Raw genomic sequence first — 23,944 nt, 5'->3', positions numbered from 1 at the left:
TCAGTAGAATTGATCCACCCAATCGCAATGGACCCAGGTCTACGTTTTGCGATCCGTGAAGGTGGTCGTACTGTAGGTGCTGGTGTTGTTGCGAAAGTAACTGCATAATCACTATTCAGTGAAAAAAGCGCTCCTCTGGGGCGCTTTTTTTATGTCATCAATTCATCGAGATTTAAATAAATCCGTTTTATCTATTACATCTTTTTCTCTTGCGTCGAAAAATCCGTTTCACTCATCACGTCTTTTTCTCCTCATGTCCTTAACTGACATTTCTGTGTCCTAAACTGCACTTACACGTTTTTATGAAAGAAGTATGATCTTAATCAAGAAATTAAATAAGAAAGCAGGGGTCTTTTACCCTTGAGGAGTCGTTGGCATGAACGCTAAAGTGAATATTACCAACCGTGCAGGTGCAAGTTTTCCAGTTCGTCGTATGAACTTTGACTTTAACGATGTACCCGAATATTGGATGAATGGTTCTGCAGGTCTGACCCATTTTATGACTGCTTTATCTGCTTTATTTCCGGATGGTGAGAAGTTTTTTATCGATTCGGTTCGTGCAGTACGCTACCATCCTGCAATCAAAAACAACGATGCATTGCAAAAAGAAATCAGCGCCTTTATTGGTCAAGAAGCCATGCATACTCAAGAGCATGTTGGCTTTAATGCCTCGGCACAAAAATATGGTCACGATGTGGCAAGCCTTGAGCAAAGAACAGGAAAAGTCATTCAGACCGGTCGTAAAATTTTTGCAAAACTGGTCAAACCGTTTGGTATGACACAAGAAATGGTTGATTTAACCGCCACTACAGCACTTGAGCATTTTACTGCGACCATTGCCTCACAATTATTACGAAACCCACATATTCAAGCGCTTATGACTGATGATACGATGTCGACCATGTGGTACTGGCATGCAATTGAAGAGAATGAGCATAAAGCCGTAGCCTATGATGTGTTTGAAGGAATCTTTGGTCGGGATTTAAAAGCTTATTCGCTTAGAAATACGGCATTGGTAGTCTCTATGCTGGCTATTTTTATTACTCAGTCATATTTTGTTGTTAAGCTTTTACAAGAAGATGGTAAATTAAATCTGAAAGAGCTTGGCACAATTTATACGTATGCCTATAGTCCATCTAAAGGTATTATTACTGGCATGTTAGATGAAATGTTGGCGTACTTTAAGCCTGGGTTTCATCCGAATGATTTAGATACCAATAACCTGTTGGCAACATGGAAAGCCAAACTGGGTTTATAAGATTTAAAGTTAACTCCGTGGGCAAGCAATTGCCCTTTTTTTATGCCGAGTTGTTGGTTAAGATTGTGCCCCGAGTCTCTTCATCTAAATCTTTATTATGCAAACTCCCGTGATTCGTAAAATGCAACATGACGATGTTGAAGCTATCGTGGCGATTGAGCGCTTGGTTCAAACTCATCCATGGTCAGCACAGCAATTTTATGAAGCGGTGGATTCATATCAAAGTACCGTGATTGAAATACAGAATAAATTGGCGGGCTTTTGTATTTTGCAGCCTGTTCTTGATGAAGCCAATTTGTTATTGATGGCAATTGATCCTCGGCAACAGGGCAGAGGGCTTGGCTTTGACTTACTCGATGCGTCGATCAATCTTTTAAGTAATCAACCTGTGCAAATTTTTCTAGAAGTCCGCGAAAGTAATGCAGCAGCAATTCGTTTATATGAAAAATCTGGATTTCACCAAATTGATTTACGACGCAATTATTACCCAAGACCAGAAGGTGGACGTGAGCATGCCATCATTATGGTGAAAGCATGCAGTGATAATTTTGCCGATTTATTTAAGTAAGCAGTGCTTATTTAATCAGTAAGCTGTTCCATTCAGAAGGTAAAATGGTCATCAATGACTCACCCAGTTGATCAATTTCTTCTTGCGACAGTGCGCGATTCAGGCGGCGCCATTGGCCGTCTAAAAGTAATTCGAGAGGAATATACTGAGATTTGTAATTCATCTTTTGTGAATGTGGCACCCAGTAACCTAAATATAAATAATCGAGCTGTAACGATTGCACATATTCGAGCTGTTTAAGAATTGCAAACACACCCAAAGATCGGCGCTGCTCGGCTGGATCAAAAAAGGTATAAACCGCAGATAATCCGTCGTCCATCAAATCACATGTTGAAACGCAGACCAAGCGATCATCTTTCCATAATTCTAAAAAGAAGCTTTCGGTACAACTATGCACCAGAAACTTTTCAAACTGATCTAGGCTCGGTGGAAACATATCGCCATCGGCATGGCGTTCATTAATGTAACGCTCATACAAGGCATAATGCACATTTGTGGCGGCATGTGTGGGCACAATCGACATGCGAAGATCCTGATTTCGTTTCCAGGCTTTCTTCTGCATGCTGTTCATTTCAAATTCGTCGACCGGTACGCGGCAAGACAGGCACTGTCTGCACAAATGGCATTCTGGACGATACACAAAGTCGCCGCTACGACGAAAACCAACGCGTGAAAGTTCAGAAAGCGTCACCACGTCAATCCGGTGGATTGGATCGAGAAACACCATGCGCGCAGATTTGTTGTCTAGATAGCTACAGTCGTGGGGCGGGGTAATATAGTACTGTAAGTCATTAAGAAGGGACTTTGGGTGGTAAGATTTCATCGTGTATGTCCCCTCATTGTTATCATTCGGTTAGTTTTGCAATTTGGGCAATTCTTTTACTTGAAAATACACGTTCTGAATACTTTTTCCAATTGATAGGGGGCTCAATAATTACATCTTGTAACGATTTTAAGTAGTCTTGACGAGAAAGTGTACAAGCACCCAAGCTTAATAAATGGTCATTGACCAGTTGACAGTCAATCCAGCGCACTTGATGTTCCTGCCCAATCAGCATGAGCGTATAAAATGCCATTTTGGAGGCATCGGTACGTGTACTAAACATTGATTCTCCAAAGCAGCCTTTACCAATACTCACACCATATAATCCGCCTACTAATTGATCTTCTTGCCAAACTTCGACGCTATAGCCGTAGCCTGCTTTAAACAGTTCGACGTAGCCTTGTACGATATCTTCTGAAATCCAGGTGTCATTGGTATAATTGCGGGGCAGGGCGCAAGCACGAACCACTTGCTCAAAGGCACGATTAATGGTCACTTGATAATCGTATTTTTTCATACTCCGAATAAGTGTTTTACTCGGGTGATATTGCTCGGGATAGATGACGCAACGCGGGTTGGGGCTCCACCAACAGATCGGATCACCTTCATTAAACCAAGGAAATAATCCATGTGTGTAGGCTTCAAAAAGTGTTGAAGGTTCTAAATCTGCCCCGATGCAAATCAACCCTTGACCCTCTGGGTCGGCTTCAACTGGATCGGGAAACACATACATCGAAGGTAAAATCATGAAGGGAGAGAGAATAAAAAAAGATCGGCCTTATTTTAGCCGATCTTTTAATGTGATGAGAACTGCTGTGTGACTTAGATGTTTTCTAAGTATTTGTCTGCATCAAGTGCAGCCATACAGCCCGAACCCGCCGAAGTAATCGCTTGACGGTAAATGTTATCTGCAACGTCACCTGCCGCAAAAACACCCGGAACTGAAGTTGCAGTTGCATTACCTTGCGTACCGCTTTGGACTTGAATATAGCCATCACGTAGCTCAAGCTGACCTTCAAACATGCCTGTATTTGGCTTGTGACCAATTGCAACGAATAAGCCTTGTACATCAACAGTTTGTGTGCTTTCGTCTTGAGTCGATTTTAAGCGTACGCCTGTAACGCCCGTATTATCACCCAAAACTTCATCGACTTGATGGTTCCAGATAATGCTGATTTTGCCTTCTTTCTCTTTTTCAAACAGATGATCTTGCAAGATCTTTTCTGAACGAAGACTACTACGACGGTGAACCAGTGTGACGTGAGCTGCAATATTCGATAAGTAGAGTGCTTCTTCAACAGCAGTGTTACCACCACCTACAACCATCACGTTTTGACCTTTGTAGAAGAAACCGTCACAGGTTGCACAGGCACTTACGCCCTGACCCATAAATGCAGCTTCCGATTCTAGACCGAGGTATTGTGCAGTCGCGCCTGTTGCAATAATTAAAGCATCACAGGTGTACTCTTCCATATCGCCTTTTAAAACGAACGGACGGGTATTTAAATCAACTTCATTGATATGGTCATAGACAATGTCGGTACCGAAACGTTCTGCATGCGCCTGCATACGCTCCATCAATACCGGCCCCGTTAAACCTTCAGGATCGCCAGGCCAGTTATCTACCTCAGTTGTTGTAGTCAACTGTCCACCAAGTTGTAAGCCTGCAATCAGCGTTGGCTTCAAATTGGCACGTGCAGCATAAACTGCAGCGCTATAACCTGCAGGACCAGAACCAAGAATAATAAGTCGAGAGTGACGAGCGCTCATGACGAGTTCCTTATTAATATCGAAATTTTTGAAATTATACGTGAAAGTTGAGCCAAATGGCGTCGTTTTGATGTGGATAATATTGATCAACTAAATCGAATTGAGCTATATACGATTTTATTGAAAGATGTTAACAACAAGCTTCAACAATCATGCATCATTTTTTACAGAACAGGTGCATAATATGTGAATTAATTCGTTGCCGGTTTTGAGCCAACGAAAGAACAAATGAATTCATTCAAACTGGTTTTACAGGACAGTATATGACTGCGGTGTCGAGCGTTTATGCACAGCGTTTATTAATTACATTATTTTTGGTTTCGTTCGGGATTTATCTGTTTGTCGCGACTGTGACATATACCCCATTCGATCCCGGCTGGATGCATATTTCAAGCGACACTCAAAATGTCTCGAATGCCAGCGGCGTTGCCGGTGCATGGATTGCTGATTTGCTGTTTGGCTTTTTAGGCTGGGCGAGTTTACTGATTCCATTGTTTTTGTTTATTGAAGCCATTCAAGTCTGGTGGCCACGCAGTTTTCTAAACCGACCGTTTCGCTATGCAGCGCAGTTTTTTATTATCTTAGCCACCTCTACATTGCTTTATCTGTACTGGAATGTACCAGCAGATACCTTAGCCAATGCCTCAGGAGGCATTATTGGCTATGAGCTGGGTGAAAGTCTGTCCGGTATCCTGACTATTTATGGTGCAACGCTGTTCTTGCTGGTATTTTGGGTGCTATTGCTCACCTTGGCATTTGGCATTCAATGGAATCGTACATGGGCAACACTCAAAGCAACACCAGCTTATTTACAAGACCTATTTTATAAAAACGTCTCTCCGAATGAGTCTGACTATGATTTGACGGAGCAATCAGCCAAGAAAGCGCCACAATCGGTCAGTGCTGCATCTAAAAGCGCTTCTGCTTTACCAGAACAAGCGGTTCAACCAGAGCAAGAAAAGCCAAGTGTTGCACCAGCGGCTCATACCCATCAGTATGTGGCAGATGACGAGACGGTTGAGCGACTATTCCAAGATGTCGTTGCGAAAGAACAGCGTGCCCAGCAGCAATATCAAGATCCATTACCTGTAGATGATCAGGAATTTGAGAAAGCGCTTGAAAAGGCACATCGGCTTGAAAGTGAATCAAAGCGTTTGGTACCGACCGGAGAGGTATGGAAAGCGCTGCAATCTGATGATCTGACTCACAAACAGGAAATCGATGCATTACTTCGTGCCGCAGATGATGAACATGGACAATTAAATGCACAAGCTCAGCGTGCACACACAGATTCAGCCTCAGCTCATGATCAGTCAAATCCTTTAAATAAAGATAAACTGAACTGGAATGACGATCAGATTTTTGATGAATTACTGGCCGCTATGCCGAATCAATCGGGGTCTGACATTCACACGCCATTTGTCTCGCAAGCGCAGCCAACTACGCGTTCAGAGACTGATCATTTGATCGAACAAGTCGAGCAGACGCTTAAAGCGTCATCTACAACGCATCAGCCTCAAAATCGATATGCGGCGTATGAACCAGAAGAGCAGTCTGATCTTTTGACTGAAGAAGAAATCAGAGCGCCAGAGCCACTCAAACAAGCGCCTGTTGCCAAAGCAGTAGCGCCAGAAAGCGAGCAGGCCGCACTTTCAAAAGAAGCCTTCATTGAAGCTTGGCAGGAAACCGCAGGTAAGCCGGTAGAAGATGAGTTTGATTTTGACGCCCCACTCACAGATGCTTCGGGAAGACCGATCTCACGTGCAATGCAGGTGGCACAAAAGCGTCGTGATTTACCAACGTTACCGGGCTTTGATTTGCTAGACAAAGTTGATCCGAATAAGAAGGTCAACTTCACTGTCGAGCAGCTCGAACGTTTATCTGAACTGCTTGAAATCAAGTTACAAGAATTTAATGTGAAGGCCAAAGTGGTCGAGGCTCAGCCTGGCCCAGTGGTTACACGATTTGAGCTTGATCTGGCGCCCGGTGTGAAAGCATCTAAAGTTACCAATATTTCACGTGACTTGGCCCGCTCGATGTCGATGGCATCGGTACGTGTGGTTGAAGTCATTCCCGGCAAGCCTTATATCGGTATTGAAGTACCAAACAGCGCGCGTGAAATGGTGCGCTTGATCGAGCTGCTTGAGACACCGTCATTTAAAGACCCTGGCGGCTTACTCTCGATGGCCATGGGTAAAGATATTTCAGGTAATCCTGTCATTACCGATTTGGGTAAAGCACCGCACATGCTGGTAGCAGGAACGACTGGTTCGGGTAAGTCGGTCGCAGTCAACTCCATGATTTTATCAATGCTGCTCAAATATACCCCAGATCAGCTTCGCCTCATTCTGATTGACCCGAAACAGCTTGAATTGGCCAATTACAACGATATTCCACACTTGCTTACCCCAGTGGTCACAGACATGAAAGACGCGGTGAGTGCACTTAACTGGTGTGTCAATGAAATGGAACGCCGTTACAAGCTGATGTCATTTTTAAAGATCCGTAAACTGGCAGACTATAACCGTAAGGTTGAAGAAGCTATTGCTAACGGTGAAGATTTGATTGATCCAACGTGGAAGCCAAGTGATTCGGCCACCCAAGAACGTGCCCCACGCTTACAACCTTTACCTTCAATTGTGATTGTGGCAGATGAGTTTGCCGACATGATTATGCAAGTAGGTAAAAAAGCCGAAGAAATGATTACCCGACTGGCGCAAAAATCTCGTGCTGCCGGCATTCATCTGCTATTGGCGACTCAGCGTCCTTCTGTAGACGTTATTACGGGATTAATCAAAGCCAATATTCCTACACGCGTTGCACTGCGGGTTAACAGTAAAATTGACTCACGAACGATTTTGGATGCGGGTGGTGCAGAAGATCTGTTAGGTCATGGTGATATGTTATTTCTTGGGCCTGGAAAAATCGAGCCTGAGCGTGTACATGGTGCCTTTATTAGCGATGATGAAGTGAATCGGATTTGTGATGCATGGCGCGAACGCGGTGCCCCGAATTATGTCGATGAAATTTTAACACCGTTTGATGAAGAGCCAAGCGCACGTGGTTTTGAAGATGGTGGAGAAGGGGGATCTGATCGAGATATGCTCTATGATCAATGTGTGGCATTTGTTTTGGAAACCCGTAAGGCATCGACGTCATCCTTACAGCGTAAATTTAGTTTGGGTTACAACCGAGCAGCTCGAATCATTGATCAGATGGAAGAAAATGGCATCGTAAGTGCCATGGGCGCCAACGGTAAACGAGAAATATTGGTCTAAACTCAACCATCATAAAAAAACCTGCATCAAGCAGGTTTTTTTAGCACTTATGCAAACTTTGCTAGCACTTCTAAAAAAGGCTCGCGCTGACGCGGAAATTCAGCAATCACATCATGAATACGCTGACCTTCAGGATTGGTCGCGTTTACATCACGGCCATCGGCAACAAACTGAGTCAAAAGACGCTCATAGTCGTTTGGACGCATGTGTTTAAATGCATGATACAACACATGAAAATCGGCATTTACACCGTCTGGAGGAAGTTGGTTAAGGTAGGCAAAAACACGTTCATCTGACCATTCTTCATTGAAAGTTGCTGGCTGTGATAATGCCATAACACGCTCCTCTTACACTTTAAAAGCAAAATTTGAGACAGGATATTTTGAATATTTTAACGAGACGCACCGTTGTTCAAGTCCACTCGAAGCACAGCTTCTCGTCTTGCGACTGGGCAAAGATACTCGCTCCAGTCCACTCGAAGCACAGCTTCTCGTCTTGCGACTGGGCAAAGCGTTGCTTTGCTGATCCAGTCTCATATTTTGCCTTAATTTCTGGGTGATTGACCAATCAGTAATGAAATTATCGTTCTTCAGGTAAATTGATATTCATTTCAAGCATTTCAATATTTGCTTCTGAACGTACCTGCATTTGAATATGGTCTTCACCCACACCACGTACATAACGACTGACCACTTGCATGATCTCTTTTTTCATTTGATCAATTTTGTCTTGACTCAAACGTCGTCCCAAGCCCTGTTCAGAGGCAACAATTACTTTCAAACGATCTTTGGCAGTTTGTGCGCTTGATGGTCTCTCGTCAGTTCCGAACAGTTTACTCCAAAATCCTGCCATCGTTATGCTCCAAATAGTCGAGCCAACCAGCTTTTTGGTTGTACTGTAATGTGTCGATAAGGGCGTTCTTCACCTAAAAAACGTGCAACCAAGTCATCATATGATTGGCCTGATTTGGTTTCAGAATACAAAATGACCGGTTTACCTTCGTTTGAAGCTTGTAAAACACCCGGGCACTCAGGAATAACCCCTAAGGTTGGAATACGTAAGATATCCTTTGAGATATCATCAATCGTCAGCATTTCTTGGCGATCTGCACGTTCTGGATTAAAACGTGTGATACACAAGTGCTTACGAATACGCCCTTCGTTCTGTTCGACTTTTTTTGTTTTGCTGTCCAGCATTCCAATAATACGGTCAGAGTCACGTACCGATGAAATTTCTGGATTGGTCACAATAATCGCTTCATCTGCATGATACATGGCTAAAATTGCGCCACGCTCGATACCCGCAGGTGAGTCACAAATAATATAATCAAATTCTTGTGATAATTCTTCAATAACACGAGCCACACCGTCGTCAGTCAAGGCGTCTTTGTCGCGTGTTTGTGAAGCTGGCAAAATATAAAGATTTTCAATATCTTTGTCACGAATCAGCGCTTGTTGCAAACGTGCTTCATTGTTGATGACATTCACAAAGTCATAGACAACTCGACGCTCACACCCCATGATCAAATCAAGATTACGTAAACCTACGTCAAAATCAATCACAACAGTTTTATGACCACGTAGGGCTAAACCTGTTGCAAAAGATGCACTTGTTGTAGTTTTACCTACACCACCTTTGCCTGATGTTACGACAACAATTTTGGCCACCGAATCCACTCCTATTATGGTCATACGCCCGATCTTATGGGCCTATTTGGTGCTTAATTTATACCTTAAAATTCCAAAGCCCGAAATTCAAGTTCTTGCTTATCGTTTAAATATATATGTACAGATTTCTTTAATACATCTTTAGGGATGTCTTCTGCAACACAATACGTGCCTGCAATTGAAACAAGTTCGGCTTCAAGGGCATGACAAAAGATGCGAGCAGCAGGGTTTCCACCTGCACCCGCCATAATGCGGCCACGCACATTTCCATAGATGTGAATGTTGCCTGAAGCAATCACTTCAGAACCGCTGTTCATTCCTGCATTTAAAATAATGTCGCCATGATCTTGTACCAGACATTGTCCGGTTCGCAAAATTTCGTCATGGTAAGATGTTTTGTGCGAAATCGCTGTTTTCGTTGTTGGTGTTTTTGTTTCAGCATTTTTCTCTGTCACTTTGGCTGACTGGACCACAACTTCTTCTTTCGTGGCCTTAATCCGCTGTAAAGGTTGGTCGGCTGGCATCACAGGAAACTGAATCGATTTGGCCTCATCGCTCAATAGGCCATCTATCACGGCCATTGGCTGTAAACCCAGACTAATCAGCAACTGAATCAGTGCAATCAGTTCTTGTTCTACCGTACTGTCAAGAATAACCAATGTGCCTTGATAGGCATCTTCATTTAAAATTGCGGTAAGTTGTTGCCGGATGACATCATGATCATTGGTATCGAAGGTTAATCGGGTAAAATTAACCATTCTTCCTGTAATCCGTATATCAGCCATAATGATTCCTTGAGAACTTCTGACGTGCCACTGGCCCTGAAGTTGGGTGAGTAAATAGATCAAATCCTAGAACAAATTATCCGAATTCTCTAGGGACTAGCCTAAATATTTTATCGATATGCTTATTCTTTGGCTTGATCGTGTTGTTTAAGTACTTGCTGCCAATGTTTCACTTTAACTTGTTTACGAATAGATTCCAGACTTTCAAATACAATTGATTCGACCAGTTGTTCAAGTTTTTGGTTATCAATATTCACTTCACTAAGCCGTTTCGATATTAACTGATAATTGGCATTGGGCTGCGCTACAGAGCCTTCAACAAATGGAACAATCAATCCCGATGTAATATTTTCGCCCAAACGCTGACCAATGCTCTGAATTTGCGATTCAATGCGCCCACCTACAATCGGAATGAGTCGAAGCAGTTGGGTTAGCTCGGGTGTATCTTCAATCGCCTGATTAACAATTTTACCCACACGCTCAGCCATGATCGGTTGCTGGGTTTTTAAAGCCTCTGCCAATGAGTCTTGCAAAATTTCGGCAAAGGTCTGCGCAAATAGTGCCCGATGATGATCAATCAGGTCATGTAAAATCTTTTTATGGGTCGAGCTGGTTTCAAGCTCTTGCTTAACACCATCGAGTACCGTGATGACCACTCGATCGGAGAGTTCTTCCATCACAACTTGATAATAAAAACGACCGCGTTTCAGCCAACTACTTGGTATGACTTGATAGCCCATTTCATAGAGTCGATAGCCAATGATTCCCGCGCGAAACAAACGTAAAAAACGTAATTGCGGCAAAATCGCTAAAATTTCGTACCAGTGAATAAATGGAAAGAAAAACCAGCGCTGATGATGTTTGTACACCACTGCAATTGCCCAGCGAATCAGCAGTTCCACAATTAAAAAGCCAATAAACCACGCTTCGCTGACAATCACCCAAGGGTGCAGTTCAGCGCGGTAAAATGTTAATAATGTTTCAAGGTGAATTTGCTGAAACAGCCACTCGCCAATGCTGCTCATCAAAAAGTAATTGGCGCCTAAGCAAAAAAGGTTAAACACAATGATAAACACCATAAAAATATCGTAAAGCAAAAACAGCTTGAAGGACAAACTGCCGGGCTTTAGATGCTGGTATTTATTTTTAAGGTCTGAACTTTTTTGCTTCATGTGGCGTTACATCTTAAGTAGAGCTATTGGAGTATTTGGCTTTCATTTCGGTGATCAACTGATCCTTTTCAGTCCAGAGCTGATCTACCCAGTCTTGAAAACGTTTACGATAGACTTCGTCATCTTCGTAATCTCCGCCCAATACCCAGTCTGGCAGTTCAATTTTGCGTAAATTCACCGCAATTTTGGATACATCACCTAGCCAGAAATCGCCGTAGCCGGGTATACCGTCTGGGTACACAATGGTCATGTCGACCAAAGCATCGATTTTATCGCCCAGAATATTCAGCGCCAAGGCCAGTCCACCCGCTTTAGGTTTGAGTAAATGCTGATAAGGTGAGCCTTGCTGATCATGTTTTTCTGGGGTGAAGCGAGTGCCCTCTAAATAGTTCAATAAGGTAAATGGCTGGCTTAGCAACTGTTCGCAGGCTTGACGTGCTTCTTCAAGATCACGAGTTTTGAGCTCGGGATTTTTCTGGATTTGTTCTTTGGTATGACGTTTCATCATTGGGAAGCCTAAAATCTTGAAGGCTTGTCCCACAAAGGGAATAAAAATAAGCTCCCATTTGGTAAAAAAACGCGTCAACGGCATACGTGTCAGTCCAAAGTACTGATTGACCGTGGTATCGACCCAGCTTTGATGATTACAGGTCATGAGATAACGACCTTGCATGCTTAAGTCGAGGGCTTCATCGATAGTGATATCCCATTCTAAATGTGGCAAAACATGGTCGATCAACCAGTTATTAACATTTAACCAGCTGTTGGTGATCTGGATATTGGTTTGATCCACCACCCGCGATTTTTTGAACAGTTTGGTGAGGCCCAGCGCCAGTACGGGTGGGCCATGTAAAAACGTACTTCCTGTAATGACACTGCCTACAGTCAGCCCGCGTGTAATTTTTTTTAGCGCCGATTGCTTGTTTGCTTGCGTAGACATATGAAAAGTCCTGACGATCCAATTTCTAAGGGTATGAGGGTGTGATCAATATAGACCGAGTGCTAAAAATAAAAAAGGCATCCCGATAAAGAATGAATAAAATGTGATGAACTGCACAATTAATTGGGTATTAAATATTACAAAATGTAAATAAAAGCGATATTCTTAACAAAATATCAATGGTCTAAGTGGCTTTTTTATTTCATCATTTTCACAGACAACAAGACAAACGAGGAGGCATGCAATGCGTGCACTAGTTATTACAACTGTAGTTGGGGCGGCGGTAGCACTTGCAGGTTGCCAAACAACTGGAAACAATCTTGGTGGCGTAGAATACGATAAAGCTGCCCTAGGTACACTCATCGGTGCTGCGGCAGGTTATGGTATTTCTAAATCCAATGCAAACTCTAGCCGTCAAAATAACCGTGCTGCTGCAATTGGTGCGATTCTTGGTGGTGCAAGTGGCTTGTACCTCGACCAAAAAGAGAAAAAATTACGTCAACAAATGGCGGGTACTGGTGTAGAAGTTAACCGTAACCCAGATGGTTCTGTCGGCTTGGTAATGCCGGGCAACATTACATTTGACACCAACAAGTCAAACATCAAACCGAACTTCTACTCAACTTTGAACAAAGTTGCGCAAACTTTGTCTGAAGATAACCGTAGTGCGATTTTGGTTACAGGTTATACCGATAATACTGGTAACGATTCGATCAACATTCCATTGTCACAAGCGCGTGCACAGTCTGTTGCTAACTACTTGAGCGGTCAAGGTGTATCTTCTGCACGTATCAATGCACAAGGTTATGGTTCATCTAACCCAATCGCGTCAAACGCAACTGCACAAGGGCGTGAGCAGAACCGCCGTGTTGAAATTAGCATTTACGAGCGTCAATAATCGTCGCACGGATATGTAAAAACCACCTTCGGGTGGTTTTTTTATGGTTAAAATCCGTTTCATTACGATGGGCATTGGCGCAATAGATGTCTATAATCACGCTCGGAATCATCAGGGGAATACATATGTCTGCAGCCAGTCATTTAAATGACAAACAACAAGAAGCCATGAAATATACTCAAGGACCGTTGTTAGTGCTTGCAGGAGCGGGTTCGGGCAAAACATCGGTGATTACGCAAAAAATCGCCTATCTGGTTAAACAGTGTCGCATTCCTGCACATCGTATTACAGCGATGACCTTTACCAACAAAGCGGCGCGTGAAATGAAAGAGCGTGTGACGCAGTTATTGTCACGTGAAGAAGCCAAAGGTCTATCTGTTTCGACATTCCATACCTTTGGTTTGAATTTATTACGCATTGAGCTGAAGCATACGCCGCTAAAAAATAACTTTTCAATTTTAGATGCCGACGATTGCAAACGAATTCTGATGGATTTAATGCATCGTGATAATTTATCGGGCGCCGAAAGCAAAGAACTCATTGCCAAGGCCATGAAAAAGATTTCTGACTGGAAAAATGATCTGATTGTGCCAGAGCAGGCACACAGTACCTGTGAAACGACAGAAGATGTTCAGTTTGCGCACTTATACCAGTTGTATGAGCGAAATCTGCGTGCCTACAACGCAGTAGATTTTGATGATTTGATTGTATTGCCAACACGTCTATTGCAAGAAAATGCCGAAGTACGTGACAAATGGCAAAACCGGACCCGTTATTTGCTGGTCGATGAATACCAAGATACCAACACCGCCCAGTATATTCTGGTCAAGCTTTTAGTGGGGGTGATGGGGCAGTTTACTGCGGTTGGTGATGATGACCAGTCGATTTATGCATGGCGGGGTGCCAAGCCGGAAAACATGGCCTTACTTAAAGAAGATTTTCCAAATCTTAAAGTGATTAAGCTTGAACAAAACTACCGATCGACCAGCCGGATCTTAAAAGCGGCCAATGCCGTAATTGAACATAATCCACATATTTTTGATAAAAAACTGTGGAGCGATAAAGGTCATGGAGAGGTCATCCGGATCATTACCTGCCGTAATGATGACGATGAGGCCGAGCGTGTGGTGAAAGACCTGATGACGCATAAGCTCATGAACGGAAAAAACTGGAAAGATTATGCGGTTTTGTATCGCGGTAACTTTCAGGCGCGTATTTTGGAAACCCAGTTACGCCAGATGCAGATTCCCTATAAGCTTTCGGGTGGACAATCGTTCTTTGCCCGCGCTGAAATTAAAGATGTCATGAGTTATTTGCGTTTGATTATTAACCCAGAAGATGACAGTGCTTTTTTACGTATTATCAATACGCCTAAGCGTGCGATCGGACCAGTCACCCTTGAAAAACTCGGACTGTTTGCGCAGGAAAATCACTTGTCCCTTTTGGGCGCGTCATCGGATCAGCGCTTAAGCATGGTGCTACCGAAAAAGGCCATGACACAGTTGCATGAATTTGCAGACTTTGTGCAGACCTTTACGCGAGAATTACTCGATGACGATGAACCTGTGCCTAAAGTCCGCCAGATGATGAATGAGGCAGGCTATATCGACTATATTCGTGAGCAAGCGGCAACGCCTGCGCAAGAAAAAAGCAAGCTCGACAACATCGAAAGTCTGTATAACAGTATCCAAAATCTACTGAATCGTACCGACGATGTAGATGATAAAAACATTGAAAGTGTGATCCGAAAATTGGTGCTACTCGATCTGCTCGAACAGCAGCAAGAAGAGGAAGATACCGACAAGGTCAATTTGCTGACCCTACACGCTGCCAAAGGTCTTGAGTTTCCATTTGTGTACATTATGGGGCTGGAAGAAGAACTGCTGCCGCATAAAAACTCGATTGCTGCCGATACTATCGAAGAAGAACGCCGTTTGATGTATGTGGGAATTACTCGCGCACGACAAGGCCTTACCCTGACCTTGGCCGAACAGCGTAAAAATGGCGGTCAGATGAAACAAATGACACCGAGCCGCTTTTTGGATGAATTGCCACAAGATGAACTTGAATGGCTCGGTCGTAAGAAAAAACTTGCAGCCAATGTCGATCCGAAAGAGCAGGCACAGCAATATCTGGCCAATTTAAAAGCTTTATTAAAACGTTAATGCAACAACTTAGGAATGATGATGAAAGTCCAAGTCAAATTACTGGATCCTCGTGTAGGAAAAGAATGGCCATTGCCAACGTATGCAACAGCAGGATCTGCTGGACTGGATTTGCGTGCTTGTTTAGATGATGCCATTGAGATTGAACCAGGGCAAACGGTACTGGTGAAAACCGGTATGGCGATTTACATTCAGGATACCCAATTCGCAGGCATGATTTTGCCGCGTTCAGGTTTAGGACACAAACACGGGATTGTGCTTGGAAACTTGGTGGGCTTGATCGATTCAGACTATCAGGGCGAGCTGATGATTTCGGTATGGAATCGTGGTCAAACCACATTTCGTTTAGAGCCGGGTGAGCGTCTAGCACAATACGTGCTGGTTCCTGTGGTGCAGGCCGAGTTTGAACAGGTCGAAGATTTTGTCGCAACAGACCGCGGTGCAGGCGGTTTTGGACACACTGGAAAGCAGTAATTTTTCTAATAAATGCCTGTGTAAACAGGCATTTATTTATTTATAATTGAATGTTACAAAAAATTATATTAATAATATCGGGTTATCGATCTGATTTTTTATTTTGGCGTCTTTATTTTGTCATTGTACCTAAATTTTTTTCAATTTTTCCCGTTTTGCTAACATAGGCATAAGAAGAACAGACTTATGGATATAAAGCAGACTTTTCCGTTTCAGATTTTTCGTGCCTATGATATTCGGGGAAAGCTCAATGTGCTGACACCGGAGCGCATCGTGGCCATTGCACACGGACTGGCACAGCAATACCTCGCTGCGGGTCATACAAAGCTTGTGCTCGGCTATGATGCCCGTTTGACCGGTCCTTATTATGCTGCGCTGGTTCAAGCAGTCTTGGGTGAACACGGACTTTGTGTAACCAATATTGGTTGCTGTTCAACACCCCTCATGTACTTTACTGCACGATCACATGATGGCAACGGCATCATGATTACGGCCAGTCATAATCCTAAGACAGACAATGGCATTAAATGGGTGATGGGAAATCAACCACCAAGTCCCGAGATCATTCAGCAAGTGGGATGGTATGCCTCTCAAATTCGTGTTGATTTAAGTCCTTACTTACATCTCCAATCGACTGTAGTACATCAAGAAAATGCCTATTTCGACCGTTATGAAGATGCACTCGTTCAAGATATTCAGCTGAATCATCGCTTTAAAATTGTATTAGACGGCTTACATGGTTCGGCAGGTGAAGGAACGCGTCGCTTACTGGAACGTTTGGGATGTGAGGTTATCGCAATTCGCTGTGAGCCCAATGGTCATTTTCCAGATCATGCGCCAGATCCTTCACAGGCGCTACATCTGCAGACACTTCGTCAGTACGTCTTGGCAGAGCAGGCCGATTTGGGTATTGCACTTGATGGCGATGGTGATCGTTTGGTCGTGGTCGATGAGCATGCCACGATTATCAGTGCAGATCGTTTAATTTCACTATTTAGTCAACTGTGTCTGGCTGCACAGCCAGCGCATGAAGTGGTTTTTGATGTGAAATGCTCGACCATGGTCCGCAATACCATTTTGGCCTGTGGCGGGCAGCCCACCATGATTCGAACTGGTAGCACTTTTTTGCGTCAATATTTGGCAAAATCGGCTGGACAGGCGATTTTTGGGGGTGAATACGCAGGTCATTATGTATTTAATGATGGCCGAGGCTATGGCTTCGATGATGGCCCATACGCGGCATTACGTTTACTTGAATACATGGCGGCACATCCGACACAGTCGTTATCGAGCTTACTGGCGGTCTATCCTGAGCGTTGTAGCACAGAAGATCTGTACATCAATACTTATGAAGCAAATCCTGTGCATGTATTGCAGGATATTGAAGCACAAGGGCAGACCTTTCAGGCACTACTGAGTCGTACCGATGGGATACGTCTCGATTTTCACGATGGATTTGGCATTTTACGTGCATCGAATACCGGAGAGTACTTCACTGCGCGTTTTGATGCAGAAACACCACAACGATTGGCAGAGATTAAACAGATATTCGTGACCATGTTGCAAAAAAAATACCCTAAACTTGCACATGATCTTTCACAGGCCTAATTAAGGAGAGGCGAATGCCACATCAGCACACCGGCATTGATAAAGCAAAAATTTTGACAGAAGCATTGCCGTATATTCAGCGCTTTTCAGGAAAAACACTCGTGGTCAAATATGGCGGTAATGCCATGACCGATCCTGAGCTGGAAAGCTCGTTTGCGCGTGATATCGTTTTGTTAAAAACTGTCGGTTTAAATCCGATTGTGGTGCATGGTGGTGGGCCTCAAGTCGACTCTTTACTCAACCGTTTGGGTCAAGTGTCCGATCGAATTGATGGTATGCGAGTGACCGATCAGGCCACTATGGAAATTGTAGAAATGGTGCTGGGTGGAAGCGTCAATAAATCGATTGTAAACCTGATCAATCAACATGGTGGACGTGCCATTGGGTTAACCGGGAAAGACGGTAACCTGATTCGTGCACGCAAATTGTTGATGGAAAAACAAGATGAGCAAGGCGAGATCAAACATATCGATTTAGGTATGGTGGGCGAGGTGGTCGGCGTGAAAACCGATGTCCTTGAAATGTTTACTCAAGGCGATTTTATTCCTGTGATTGCCCCTTTGGGTGTCGATGAAAGTGGTAACACCTATAACATCAATGCTGATTTGGTTGCAGGCAAAGTGGCTGAAGCACTGGGCGCAGAAAAACTGATTCTGCTCACCAATATCTCGGGTGTACTGGACGAAAACAAAAATCTTTTGACTGGGCTATCGACCAAAGAAGTCGATCGTCTGATCGAAACTGGCGTGATTTATGGCGGTATGATTCCGAAAGTGGGCTGTGCCTTAGATGCAGTTAAAGGTGGCGTGGTCAGTGCGCATATTGTCGATGGTCGTGTACCACATGCCACTTTATTGGAAATTTTTACCGATCATGGTGTAGGCACTCTGATTACCAACCGAGTTGCGCCTAAAGCAGAGCATTAATTTTTCGAATCTAGAAAAAGACCAGTGATGACTGGTCTTTTTTATGGGTATCGATATTGGTCATATAGTTGTCATGCGGGTGTTTTAGTGTAAGCAAAGAAAAACACGGGGTGAGCTTATGCTAGACAAATTGAATCATTATCGACACCACTTAAATTTTCCATTGCTACGTCAAAAATCCTCAACCACTCAATATAAGTTTGAGTGGGTTGAAACCTTAAAAGAATTAGAAGAAGTACAACGCTTTCGCGCTGAACAGTTTGGCCCACAGTTTGGCATTCATTTTGACTCAGGTTTAGATCAGGATGTCTATGATTTTGGCTGTGAGCATGCAGTATTACGCGAAAAATGGTCTGGCGAGATCGTGGCATATACACGTTTGAAACACTTTTTGGGGCATGAACTGGCACAGAGTTATAGTGCTCAAGAGTTTGATGTGGTGGGGCATCTATCGCATGTACCCAGTGTGGTCGAAATTGGTCGAACCTGTGTGCATCCGCAATTTCGTTCTGGTAAAGCATTGTCTATTTTGTGGTTGAATCTGGTGCCTAAAATTTTGTGGTCCATGAAAGCCAAATACCTCATGGGTTGTGTCAGTATTCATCTAGATAACAATGCTGCCCGTGTCTATCATACGCATCGGAAAATACAGCAGCTTACGTCTGCGCAAAGCTTAGATATTGCCTCTAAACACCCTTATGAGCCGCAGCATCCAGCTTATAGCTTTACCCAAGATGAGCGTATTCCCAAACTGTTTCAGATGTACTTAAGCATGCAGGCTCGATTATCCAAACAGGCATTTTATGATGAAGCCTTTCAATGTCTGGATTATTTTGTATTGCTTGAGGTGAACCAAATTGCCAAGTCTTTTGTCATGAATAAACGCGTTCAGCGCCGGCCTTAGCAGAAAAAGTGCATAAGATGTATCAAAATTGAGATTTGCAAGGCATTGTGCTCTCATGCACAATAGACTTTACATCTAGATCATTCTTGCCTTTACCGTTATGTGCCAGCTACTTGGAATGAATTGTGCAACGCCTACCGATATTACCTTTTCGTTTAAAGGATTTTCACAACGGGCGGGCATTACTTCCGATCATTCCGATGGGTTCGGGATTGCTTTTTTTGAAGACAAAGCCTGCCGTTTGTTTGTCGATAATCAGTCTGCGGTAGAATCTCCGATTGCCGAGTTGGTGCGTAATTTTCCAATTAAATCACGCAATGTGATTTCTCATATCCGTAAAGCCACTCAGGGTAAGATTACCCTTGAAAATTCGCATCCATTTATGCGTGAGCTGTGGGGGCGACAGTGGATTTTTGCCCATAATGGCGATTTGCATCATTTTAATCCGCGCCTGACTGGCCGTTTTGTTCCGGTTGGCAATACCGACAGTGAACGTGCATTTTGTTATTTGCTGGATCAGTTGGTAGAACGTTTTGGTTATATCGAGCCCAGTATTCATCAGATTTTTACCGCGCTTGAGCAGATTGCGCCTCGAATAGCCGAACATGGAACATTCAATTACTGCTTATCTAATGGTCAGGCTTTGTACAGTTATGCCACAACGAAGTTACACTGGTTAGTCCGTGAACATCCCTTTAAAGCCGCTCGATTGATCGATCTAGATGTCGAAGTGGATTTTAGTCAGGTGACCACTGCCAAAGATCGCGTGGCGGTGATTACCACCGAGCCACTGACTCAAAATGAGGTCTGGATGCCTTACCAACCGGGTGAGATGATTGTGTTTCAAGATGGACGCCCGATTAAGCAAGCTTTAACCCGAGTAGAGCGTTTAGAGCGAGAGGCACTCAACCCTGAACTTAAACGCATTACCCGTGCCGACCAGTATTAAACCCGGTATTTAATAGAAAGACGTTGCAAAATTGAGATCATTCATTTTGGGTCGAAAACGTTCTGTTTTTGAATAGAAACTTTGATTTTCAGGTCGGACAAAGGCAAAATATCGGCAGACTTTATTCAAGGTATGCATGATGCAGGATTCTCCTTTATCACGATGGCTTTCGCCACTTATGGCGTTTTGTTTGAGCTTGGTGATTATTGTTACCCTCGCGCCGGCAGTCGGTATTCAAATTGATCGTCAGCTTGATTTTTGGTTGTTATGGCTCGGTAGCATGGTGATTTTGGCGTTGCCTGTGTGTTATTTGGAAATTGCACTGGCGCGCCGTTCAAAAACCACAGCGCTGAACGCACTTTCACGCCTAACGCGGGATGCCGATGCGTCTTCCAAATGGCGTTTGGTGGGCTGGTTGGCTGTGGTATTCATTGCATTTTTGGCTGGCGGAATTCTTTCTCATGCCAGCGTGCTATTACCACAACAATTCACTTTAGGCGTTGCACCTAATTTGTTGTTGATTGTACTTGCGGTGCTGGCATTTGGCTTATCTTTTGTATCACGCCAGATTTTGCTGCTCATCACTGCAATTGCGTTGATTGCGTCTATCGCGCTTGGTCAGGTTTATGATGCTGCTCAGCTTCAGCCATGGCACTGGACATCACTTGAATTTAAAGAGTGGGGCAATGCCACTGTGCTGGCTCTTGTGGCGAGTGGTTTAGGTATGGGCCTATACTGGCAAACAACAGTAAAACAGGTCGATCAACAGACATCAGCCAGCGCTTCTGTACTGCCGATCTGGTTGGCACAATTGGTGGCTGTGATTGCGTTTGGCTTTGTGTCAATTCAGCAAACGGTTCCGGTACTGACTTGGGTGGTTGCTGCATTGATGGCATCGGCACTGCTCCTACAACTTGCTCGTGAACAGTTAATTGAGCGTCAGGCTGCGCTCGCGTTACAGTGGGCAGTTCCGGTTGTGGCTGTTGTGATCTGGGCAATTCCTGCCATTCAGGCAGAATTTTATATTCTGACCATGCTTTGGGGGCTGCTGTTGTGTTTAATCTACGCGATTTTTGCGGGATGGATTATGAAAATCAGTCACTTGCGTAAATCGATGAATTTTAGTAGTGAGCTATTTTATAATCTTTGGCGGATTGCTGTCCGTATTGTCTTACCTATAGGCATTGTACTGGCGATGATTTCGGTACTTGGACAACTGTTTACATGAGTAATCTTCAGCAGGTCTGGGTGGCCTATGCCGCACCAGATCAACAGTTTCATCTTGCTGTTGCTTTTAAAGCCGGAATGACAGCGCTAGAGGCCATTGAAAAAAGTGGACTCTTGCTTGCCACACAGCTAGAAATGCCATTGCAAGTGGGTATTTTTGGTATTCGATGTGCGCTTGAACAGCCGCTTAAAGCGGGCGATCGGGTAGAAGTGTATCGAGCTTTAACCATTAATCCAAAGGACATTCGACGCAAACGCGCAGAGAAAAATCCGGTTGGTCGTTTTCAAAAGGGTAATCGCTTTAAGTGATCGCCAGTATATAAAAAACCCCTCAAATGAGGGGTTTCTTTTTTTGAGGAAGCCTTTATAGTGGTGGCGCAGTCAGTATGGCTTCTTTTGAACCTGGTAAGCCCGGTTGAGACTCTGGTAAGGTATCGATACCTTCAATATTGGTGACGATACCAGACTGGTCAAAGTAGATTTTTAGATGCTGACCGCGCGCTGCCGGAATTTTTGCTTTTTTGGCGTAAGTTCCCGGAATATAGTTGTACACGTAATCCCAGCGATATGGATTTAATGGATCTGTAATTGTTGGGCTACCGAGTAAAAACTTTACCTGTTGGTAATTCATGCCCACCTGAACTTTTGATGCTTGAGCTTTGGTTAAAGGGGTTCCTTGAGGAATATCAACCTTATAGACGCCGAGCGTTGAACAACCAGCAAGCAGTGAAGTGACGAATAACGCCAACATAAGTTTTTGCATTTTGCTACACTATCCCGATAAATTATGATGCATTTGATCCAAGGATAGATCATACTGCATCTCATCACGATTGCCTATTCCAACTTGAGATTTGTTGAGAGACCCTTTTTTATGCCGATTTCCAATCAAGATTTACGAAAAGCTGGACTGAAAGTCACCCTTCCTCGAATTAAGATTTTGGAATTACTAGAAAATTCAAAACAACACCATTTGAGTGCAGAAGATATTTATAAAACTTTGCTTGAACAAGGTGAAGATGTTGGTCTGGCAACGGTTTACCGAGTTTTAACACAGTTTGAAGCAGCAGGAATTATTCAGCGCCATCATTTTGAAAACAATCACTCTGTTTTTGAAATCATGCAGGAAGATCACCACGATCACCTTGTTTGCTTAAATTGCAACAAAGTTGTTGAATTTACAAATGATATTATTGAGCAAGAGCAACACTCCGTTGCTGAAAAGCACAATTTTACTTTGACAGGCCACTCATTGAATCTATACGGTTATTGTAACAACCCAGATTGCAAAGACGCACTGCGTAAAAAGTAAGGATTTCACATAAATCCAACAATAAAAAAGGGCAGATAATGCCCTTTTTTTCATTTTAGATCATGACGTTGACCGTCAAAGGTGATTTTTCGATCGACTTCAAGCATTTTTTCTTTTTGATCAATTGCGGTATTGGCTTCTTGAGAAAGTTTGATCTGCAAACGCAGATTGTTGGGTGAGTCGGCATGTTTGAGTGCATCGGCATAACTGATTTGTCCGTGTTCGTGTAATTCAAACAAGGCCTGATCAAAGGTCTGCATCCCCAATTCACCAGAGCGTGCCATCAGTTCCTTAATTTTATAAATCTCACCTTGGCGAATGTAATCCGACATCAAAGGTGAATTGATCATCACTTCAACGGCAGCACGGCGACTTTGACCATCAGGCGTAGCAATCAGCTGCTGAGAGATGACGGCTTTTAAGTTAAGTGATAAGTCCATCAACACCTGCTCACGCCGATCTTGCTCGAAAAAGTGAATGATACGCTCTAAGGTCTGATTGGCGTTGTTGGCATGTAAAGTTGCAAAAACCAAATGCCCGGTTTCGGCAAATGCCAGTGCATAATCCATGACTTCACGTGTGCGAATTTCACCAATCAAAATAACGTCTGGTGCTTGGCGTAACGTATTTTTTAAAGCCACTTCGTAGGAATCGGTATCAATACCGACTTCGCGCTGCGTAACAATACAGCCAGCATGTGCATGTATAAATTCAATCGGATCTTCAATGGTAATAATATGACCGCTTGAGTGTAGATTACGGTGATGAATCATCGACGCAAGCGAAGTGGATTTTCCTGTTCCTGTTGCACCAGAAAACAAAATAATACCGCGTTTAGTCAAGGCCAAGTCCTTGAGAATCGGTGGTAGCTGTAGTTGATCTAGCGTTGGGATTTTGGTTTCGATGCGGCGGATAACCATGCCGGGTAAATCACGCTGCTGAAAGGCACTTACACGAAAGCGCTCAGTACGTTCGCGGTTTAAAATGGCGAAATTACATTCATGTGTTGCCATGTACTCATCGCGTTGCTTTTGCGTGGTGATCGAATCAATCAACTGCGCGATCATGTCACCGTCTAATTTGGTTTTGGAAACCGGGGTAATTTTGCCATTAATTTTTAATGATGGCTCAACACCAGCCGTAATGAACATATCGGAGGCTTTGTGGGTTGCCATTAAATTGAGTAAATCATTAAAGTCCATGCGGTGCTTCCTGATGGC

At 43.6% G+C, this 23,944-nt stretch carries 25 protein-coding genes; 14 read left to right on the top strand and 11 right to left on the bottom strand.

Going from position 1 to position 23,944, the window contains the following annotated elements; translation table 11 throughout:
* From L2096_RS14505 to rimI, 3 genes are all read left to right on the top strand, one after another.
* Positions 1–108, top strand: a 108-nt coding sequence (locus L2096_RS14505) for an EF-Tu C-terminal domain-related protein (protein WP_079275949.1), incomplete at its 5' end; no start/stop codon positions are given.
* A 268-nt stretch (positions 109–376) separates the two neighbouring features.
* On the top strand, positions 377–1,258 hold the full coding sequence (locus L2096_RS14500) for a metal-dependent hydrolase (protein WP_250365724.1): 882 nt from the start codon (positions 377–379) through the stop codon (positions 1,256–1,258).
* A gap of 109 nt (positions 1,259–1,367) precedes the next feature.
* Positions 1,368–1,826 (top strand): ribosomal protein S18-alanine N-acetyltransferase, encoded by a 459-nt coding sequence (gene rimI, locus L2096_RS14495; protein ID WP_039910016.1) that lies wholly within the window; start codon positions 1,368–1,370, stop codon positions 1,824–1,826.
* 7 nt (positions 1,827–1,833) lie between these two features.
* Here the strand turns inward: rimI and L2096_RS14490 are convergent, their stop codons facing one another.
* The 3 genes from L2096_RS14490 to trxB form a co-directional block, all read right to left on the bottom strand.
* A complete protein-coding gene (locus L2096_RS14490; protein WP_004935419.1) occupies positions 1,834–2,649 on the bottom strand; it encodes an arginyltransferase in 816 nt (271 codons plus the stop codon).
* Between the two features lie 22 nt (positions 2,650–2,671).
* The gene (gene aat / locus L2096_RS14485; protein ID WP_151815661.1) at positions 2,672–3,397 is read right to left on the bottom strand and encodes a leucyl/phenylalanyl-tRNA--protein transferase; all 726 of its coding nucleotides are present in this window, start codon (positions 3,395–3,397) and stop codon (positions 2,672–2,674) included.
* Between the two features lie 74 nt (positions 3,398–3,471).
* Positions 3,472–4,419, bottom strand: a complete 948-nt coding sequence (trxB, locus tag L2096_RS14480; protein WP_004935423.1) for a thioredoxin-disulfide reductase — start codon at positions 4,417–4,419, stop codon at positions 3,472–3,474.
* A gap of 263 nt (positions 4,420–4,682) precedes the next feature.
* Between trxB and L2096_RS14475 the strand changes: the two genes are divergently transcribed.
* Positions 4,683–7,697, top strand: coding sequence for a DNA translocase FtsK (locus tag L2096_RS14475; protein ID WP_250365723.1), 3,015 nt, complete (start codon positions 4,683–4,685; stop codon positions 7,695–7,697).
* A 47-nt stretch (positions 7,698–7,744) separates the two neighbouring features.
* Here L2096_RS14475 and L2096_RS14470 read toward each other — a convergent pair whose 3' ends face one another.
* The 6 genes from L2096_RS14470 to yihG form a co-directional block, all read right to left on the bottom strand.
* A complete protein-coding gene (locus L2096_RS14470) occupies positions 7,745–8,032 on the bottom strand; it encodes a PA4642 family protein (RefSeq protein ID WP_004935429.1) in 288 nt (95 codons plus the stop codon).
* Positions 8,033–8,276: 244 nt separating this feature from the next.
* Positions 8,277–8,549, bottom strand: a complete 273-nt coding sequence (gene minE, locus L2096_RS14465; RefSeq protein ID WP_004935430.1) for a cell division topological specificity factor MinE — start codon at positions 8,547–8,549, stop codon at positions 8,277–8,279.
* Between the two features lie 2 nt (positions 8,550–8,551).
* On the bottom strand, positions 8,552–9,364 hold the full coding sequence (gene minD / locus L2096_RS14460; protein WP_004935432.1) for a septum site-determining protein MinD: 813 nt from the start codon (positions 9,362–9,364) through the stop codon (positions 8,552–8,554).
* A gap of 65 nt (positions 9,365–9,429) precedes the next feature.
* Positions 9,430–10,149 carry a septum site-determining protein MinC gene (gene minC / locus L2096_RS14455; RefSeq protein ID WP_004945850.1) on the bottom strand — a complete coding sequence of 240 codons (720 nt, stop codon included), beginning with the start codon at positions 10,147–10,149 and terminating at the stop codon, positions 9,430–9,432.
* Positions 10,150–10,271: 122 nt separating this feature from the next.
* Entirely contained in the window at positions 10,272–11,321 is a 1,050-nt protein-coding gene (locus L2096_RS14450) for a preprotein translocase subunit SecA (protein WP_250365722.1), read from the bottom strand.
* A 13-nt stretch (positions 11,322–11,334) separates the two neighbouring features.
* Positions 11,335–12,261 (bottom strand): 1-acylglycerol-3-phosphate O-acyltransferase, YihG family, encoded by a 927-nt coding sequence (gene yihG / locus L2096_RS14445; RefSeq protein WP_025096197.1) that lies wholly within the window; start codon positions 12,259–12,261, stop codon positions 11,335–11,337.
* Positions 12,262–12,505: 244 nt separating this feature from the next.
* Between yihG and L2096_RS14440 the strand changes: the two genes are divergently transcribed.
* The 9 genes from L2096_RS14440 (at position 12,506) to L2096_RS14400 (ending at position 21,721) form a co-directional block, all read left to right on the top strand.
* Entirely contained in the window at positions 12,506–13,159 is a 654-nt protein-coding gene (locus L2096_RS14440) for a YiaD family glycine zipper/OmpA-like lipoprotein (RefSeq protein ID WP_004935445.1), read from the top strand.
* Between the two features lie 125 nt (positions 13,160–13,284).
* Positions 13,285–15,324 carry a UvrD-helicase domain-containing protein gene (locus L2096_RS14435; RefSeq protein ID WP_250365721.1) on the top strand — a complete coding sequence of 680 codons (2,040 nt, stop codon included), beginning with the start codon at positions 13,285–13,287 and terminating at the stop codon, positions 15,322–15,324.
* Positions 15,325–15,345: 21 nt separating this feature from the next.
* Positions 15,346–15,798, top strand: a complete 453-nt coding sequence (gene dut, locus L2096_RS14430) for a dUTP diphosphatase (RefSeq protein ID WP_004935452.1) — start codon at positions 15,346–15,348, stop codon at positions 15,796–15,798.
* 186 nt (positions 15,799–15,984) lie between these two features.
* A complete protein-coding gene (locus L2096_RS14425; protein ID WP_250365720.1) occupies positions 15,985–17,406 on the top strand; it encodes a phosphomannomutase/phosphoglucomutase in 1,422 nt (473 codons plus the stop codon).
* A 14-nt stretch (positions 17,407–17,420) separates the two neighbouring features.
* On the top strand, positions 17,421–18,332 hold the full coding sequence (argB, locus tag L2096_RS14420) for an acetylglutamate kinase (RefSeq protein WP_004935457.1): 912 nt from the start codon (positions 17,421–17,423) through the stop codon (positions 18,330–18,332).
* Positions 18,333–18,450: 118 nt separating this feature from the next.
* Positions 18,451–19,236 carry a GNAT family N-acetyltransferase gene (locus tag L2096_RS14415; RefSeq protein ID WP_004935460.1) on the top strand — a complete coding sequence of 262 codons (786 nt, stop codon included), beginning with the start codon at positions 18,451–18,453 and terminating at the stop codon, positions 19,234–19,236.
* Positions 19,237–19,336: 100 nt separating this feature from the next.
* The gene (locus L2096_RS14410; RefSeq protein WP_076032907.1) at positions 19,337–20,185 is read left to right on the top strand and encodes a class II glutamine amidotransferase; all 849 of its coding nucleotides are present in this window, start codon (positions 19,337–19,339) and stop codon (positions 20,183–20,185) included.
* A gap of 139 nt (positions 20,186–20,324) precedes the next feature.
* Positions 20,325–21,413, top strand: a complete 1,089-nt coding sequence (locus L2096_RS14405) for a hypothetical protein (protein WP_250365726.1) — start codon at positions 20,325–20,327, stop codon at positions 21,411–21,413.
* Positions 21,410–21,721, top strand: a complete 312-nt coding sequence (locus L2096_RS14400) for an RnfH family protein (protein WP_151746698.1) — start codon at positions 21,410–21,412, stop codon at positions 21,719–21,721. Before L2096_RS14405 ends, L2096_RS14400 begins: the two co-directional genes overlap by 4 nt.
* Before the next feature lie 55 nt (positions 21,722–21,776).
* Here L2096_RS14400 and L2096_RS14395 read toward each other — a convergent pair whose 3' ends face one another.
* Complete coding sequence (locus L2096_RS14395; protein WP_004935473.1) at positions 21,777–22,175, bottom strand: outer membrane protein assembly factor BamE; 399 nt, start codon at positions 22,173–22,175, stop codon at positions 21,777–21,779.
* A 111-nt stretch (positions 22,176–22,286) separates the two neighbouring features.
* Here L2096_RS14395 and fur point away from each other — a divergent pair, with 111 nt between their 5' ends.
* Positions 22,287–22,724 (top strand): ferric iron uptake transcriptional regulator, encoded by a 438-nt coding sequence (fur, locus tag L2096_RS14390; protein WP_004935475.1) that lies wholly within the window; start codon positions 22,287–22,289, stop codon positions 22,722–22,724.
* Between the two features lie 50 nt (positions 22,725–22,774).
* Here the strand turns inward: fur and L2096_RS14385 are convergent, their stop codons facing one another.
* Entirely contained in the window at positions 22,775–23,926 is a 1,152-nt protein-coding gene (locus L2096_RS14385) for a PilT/PilU family type 4a pilus ATPase (RefSeq protein WP_004945871.1), read from the bottom strand.
* Between the last annotated feature and the right edge of the window lie 18 nt (positions 23,927–23,944).

Origin of the sequence: Acinetobacter sp. ACZLY 512 (assembly GCF_023614015.1) — a bacterium.
In the GTDB taxonomy this organism is placed as follows: Bacteria; Pseudomonadota; Gammaproteobacteria; order Pseudomonadales; family Moraxellaceae; genus Acinetobacter; species Acinetobacter soli.
The sequence above is the reverse complement of the archived record's forward strand: the minus strand, read 5'-3'. Positions and strand labels throughout refer to the sequence as shown.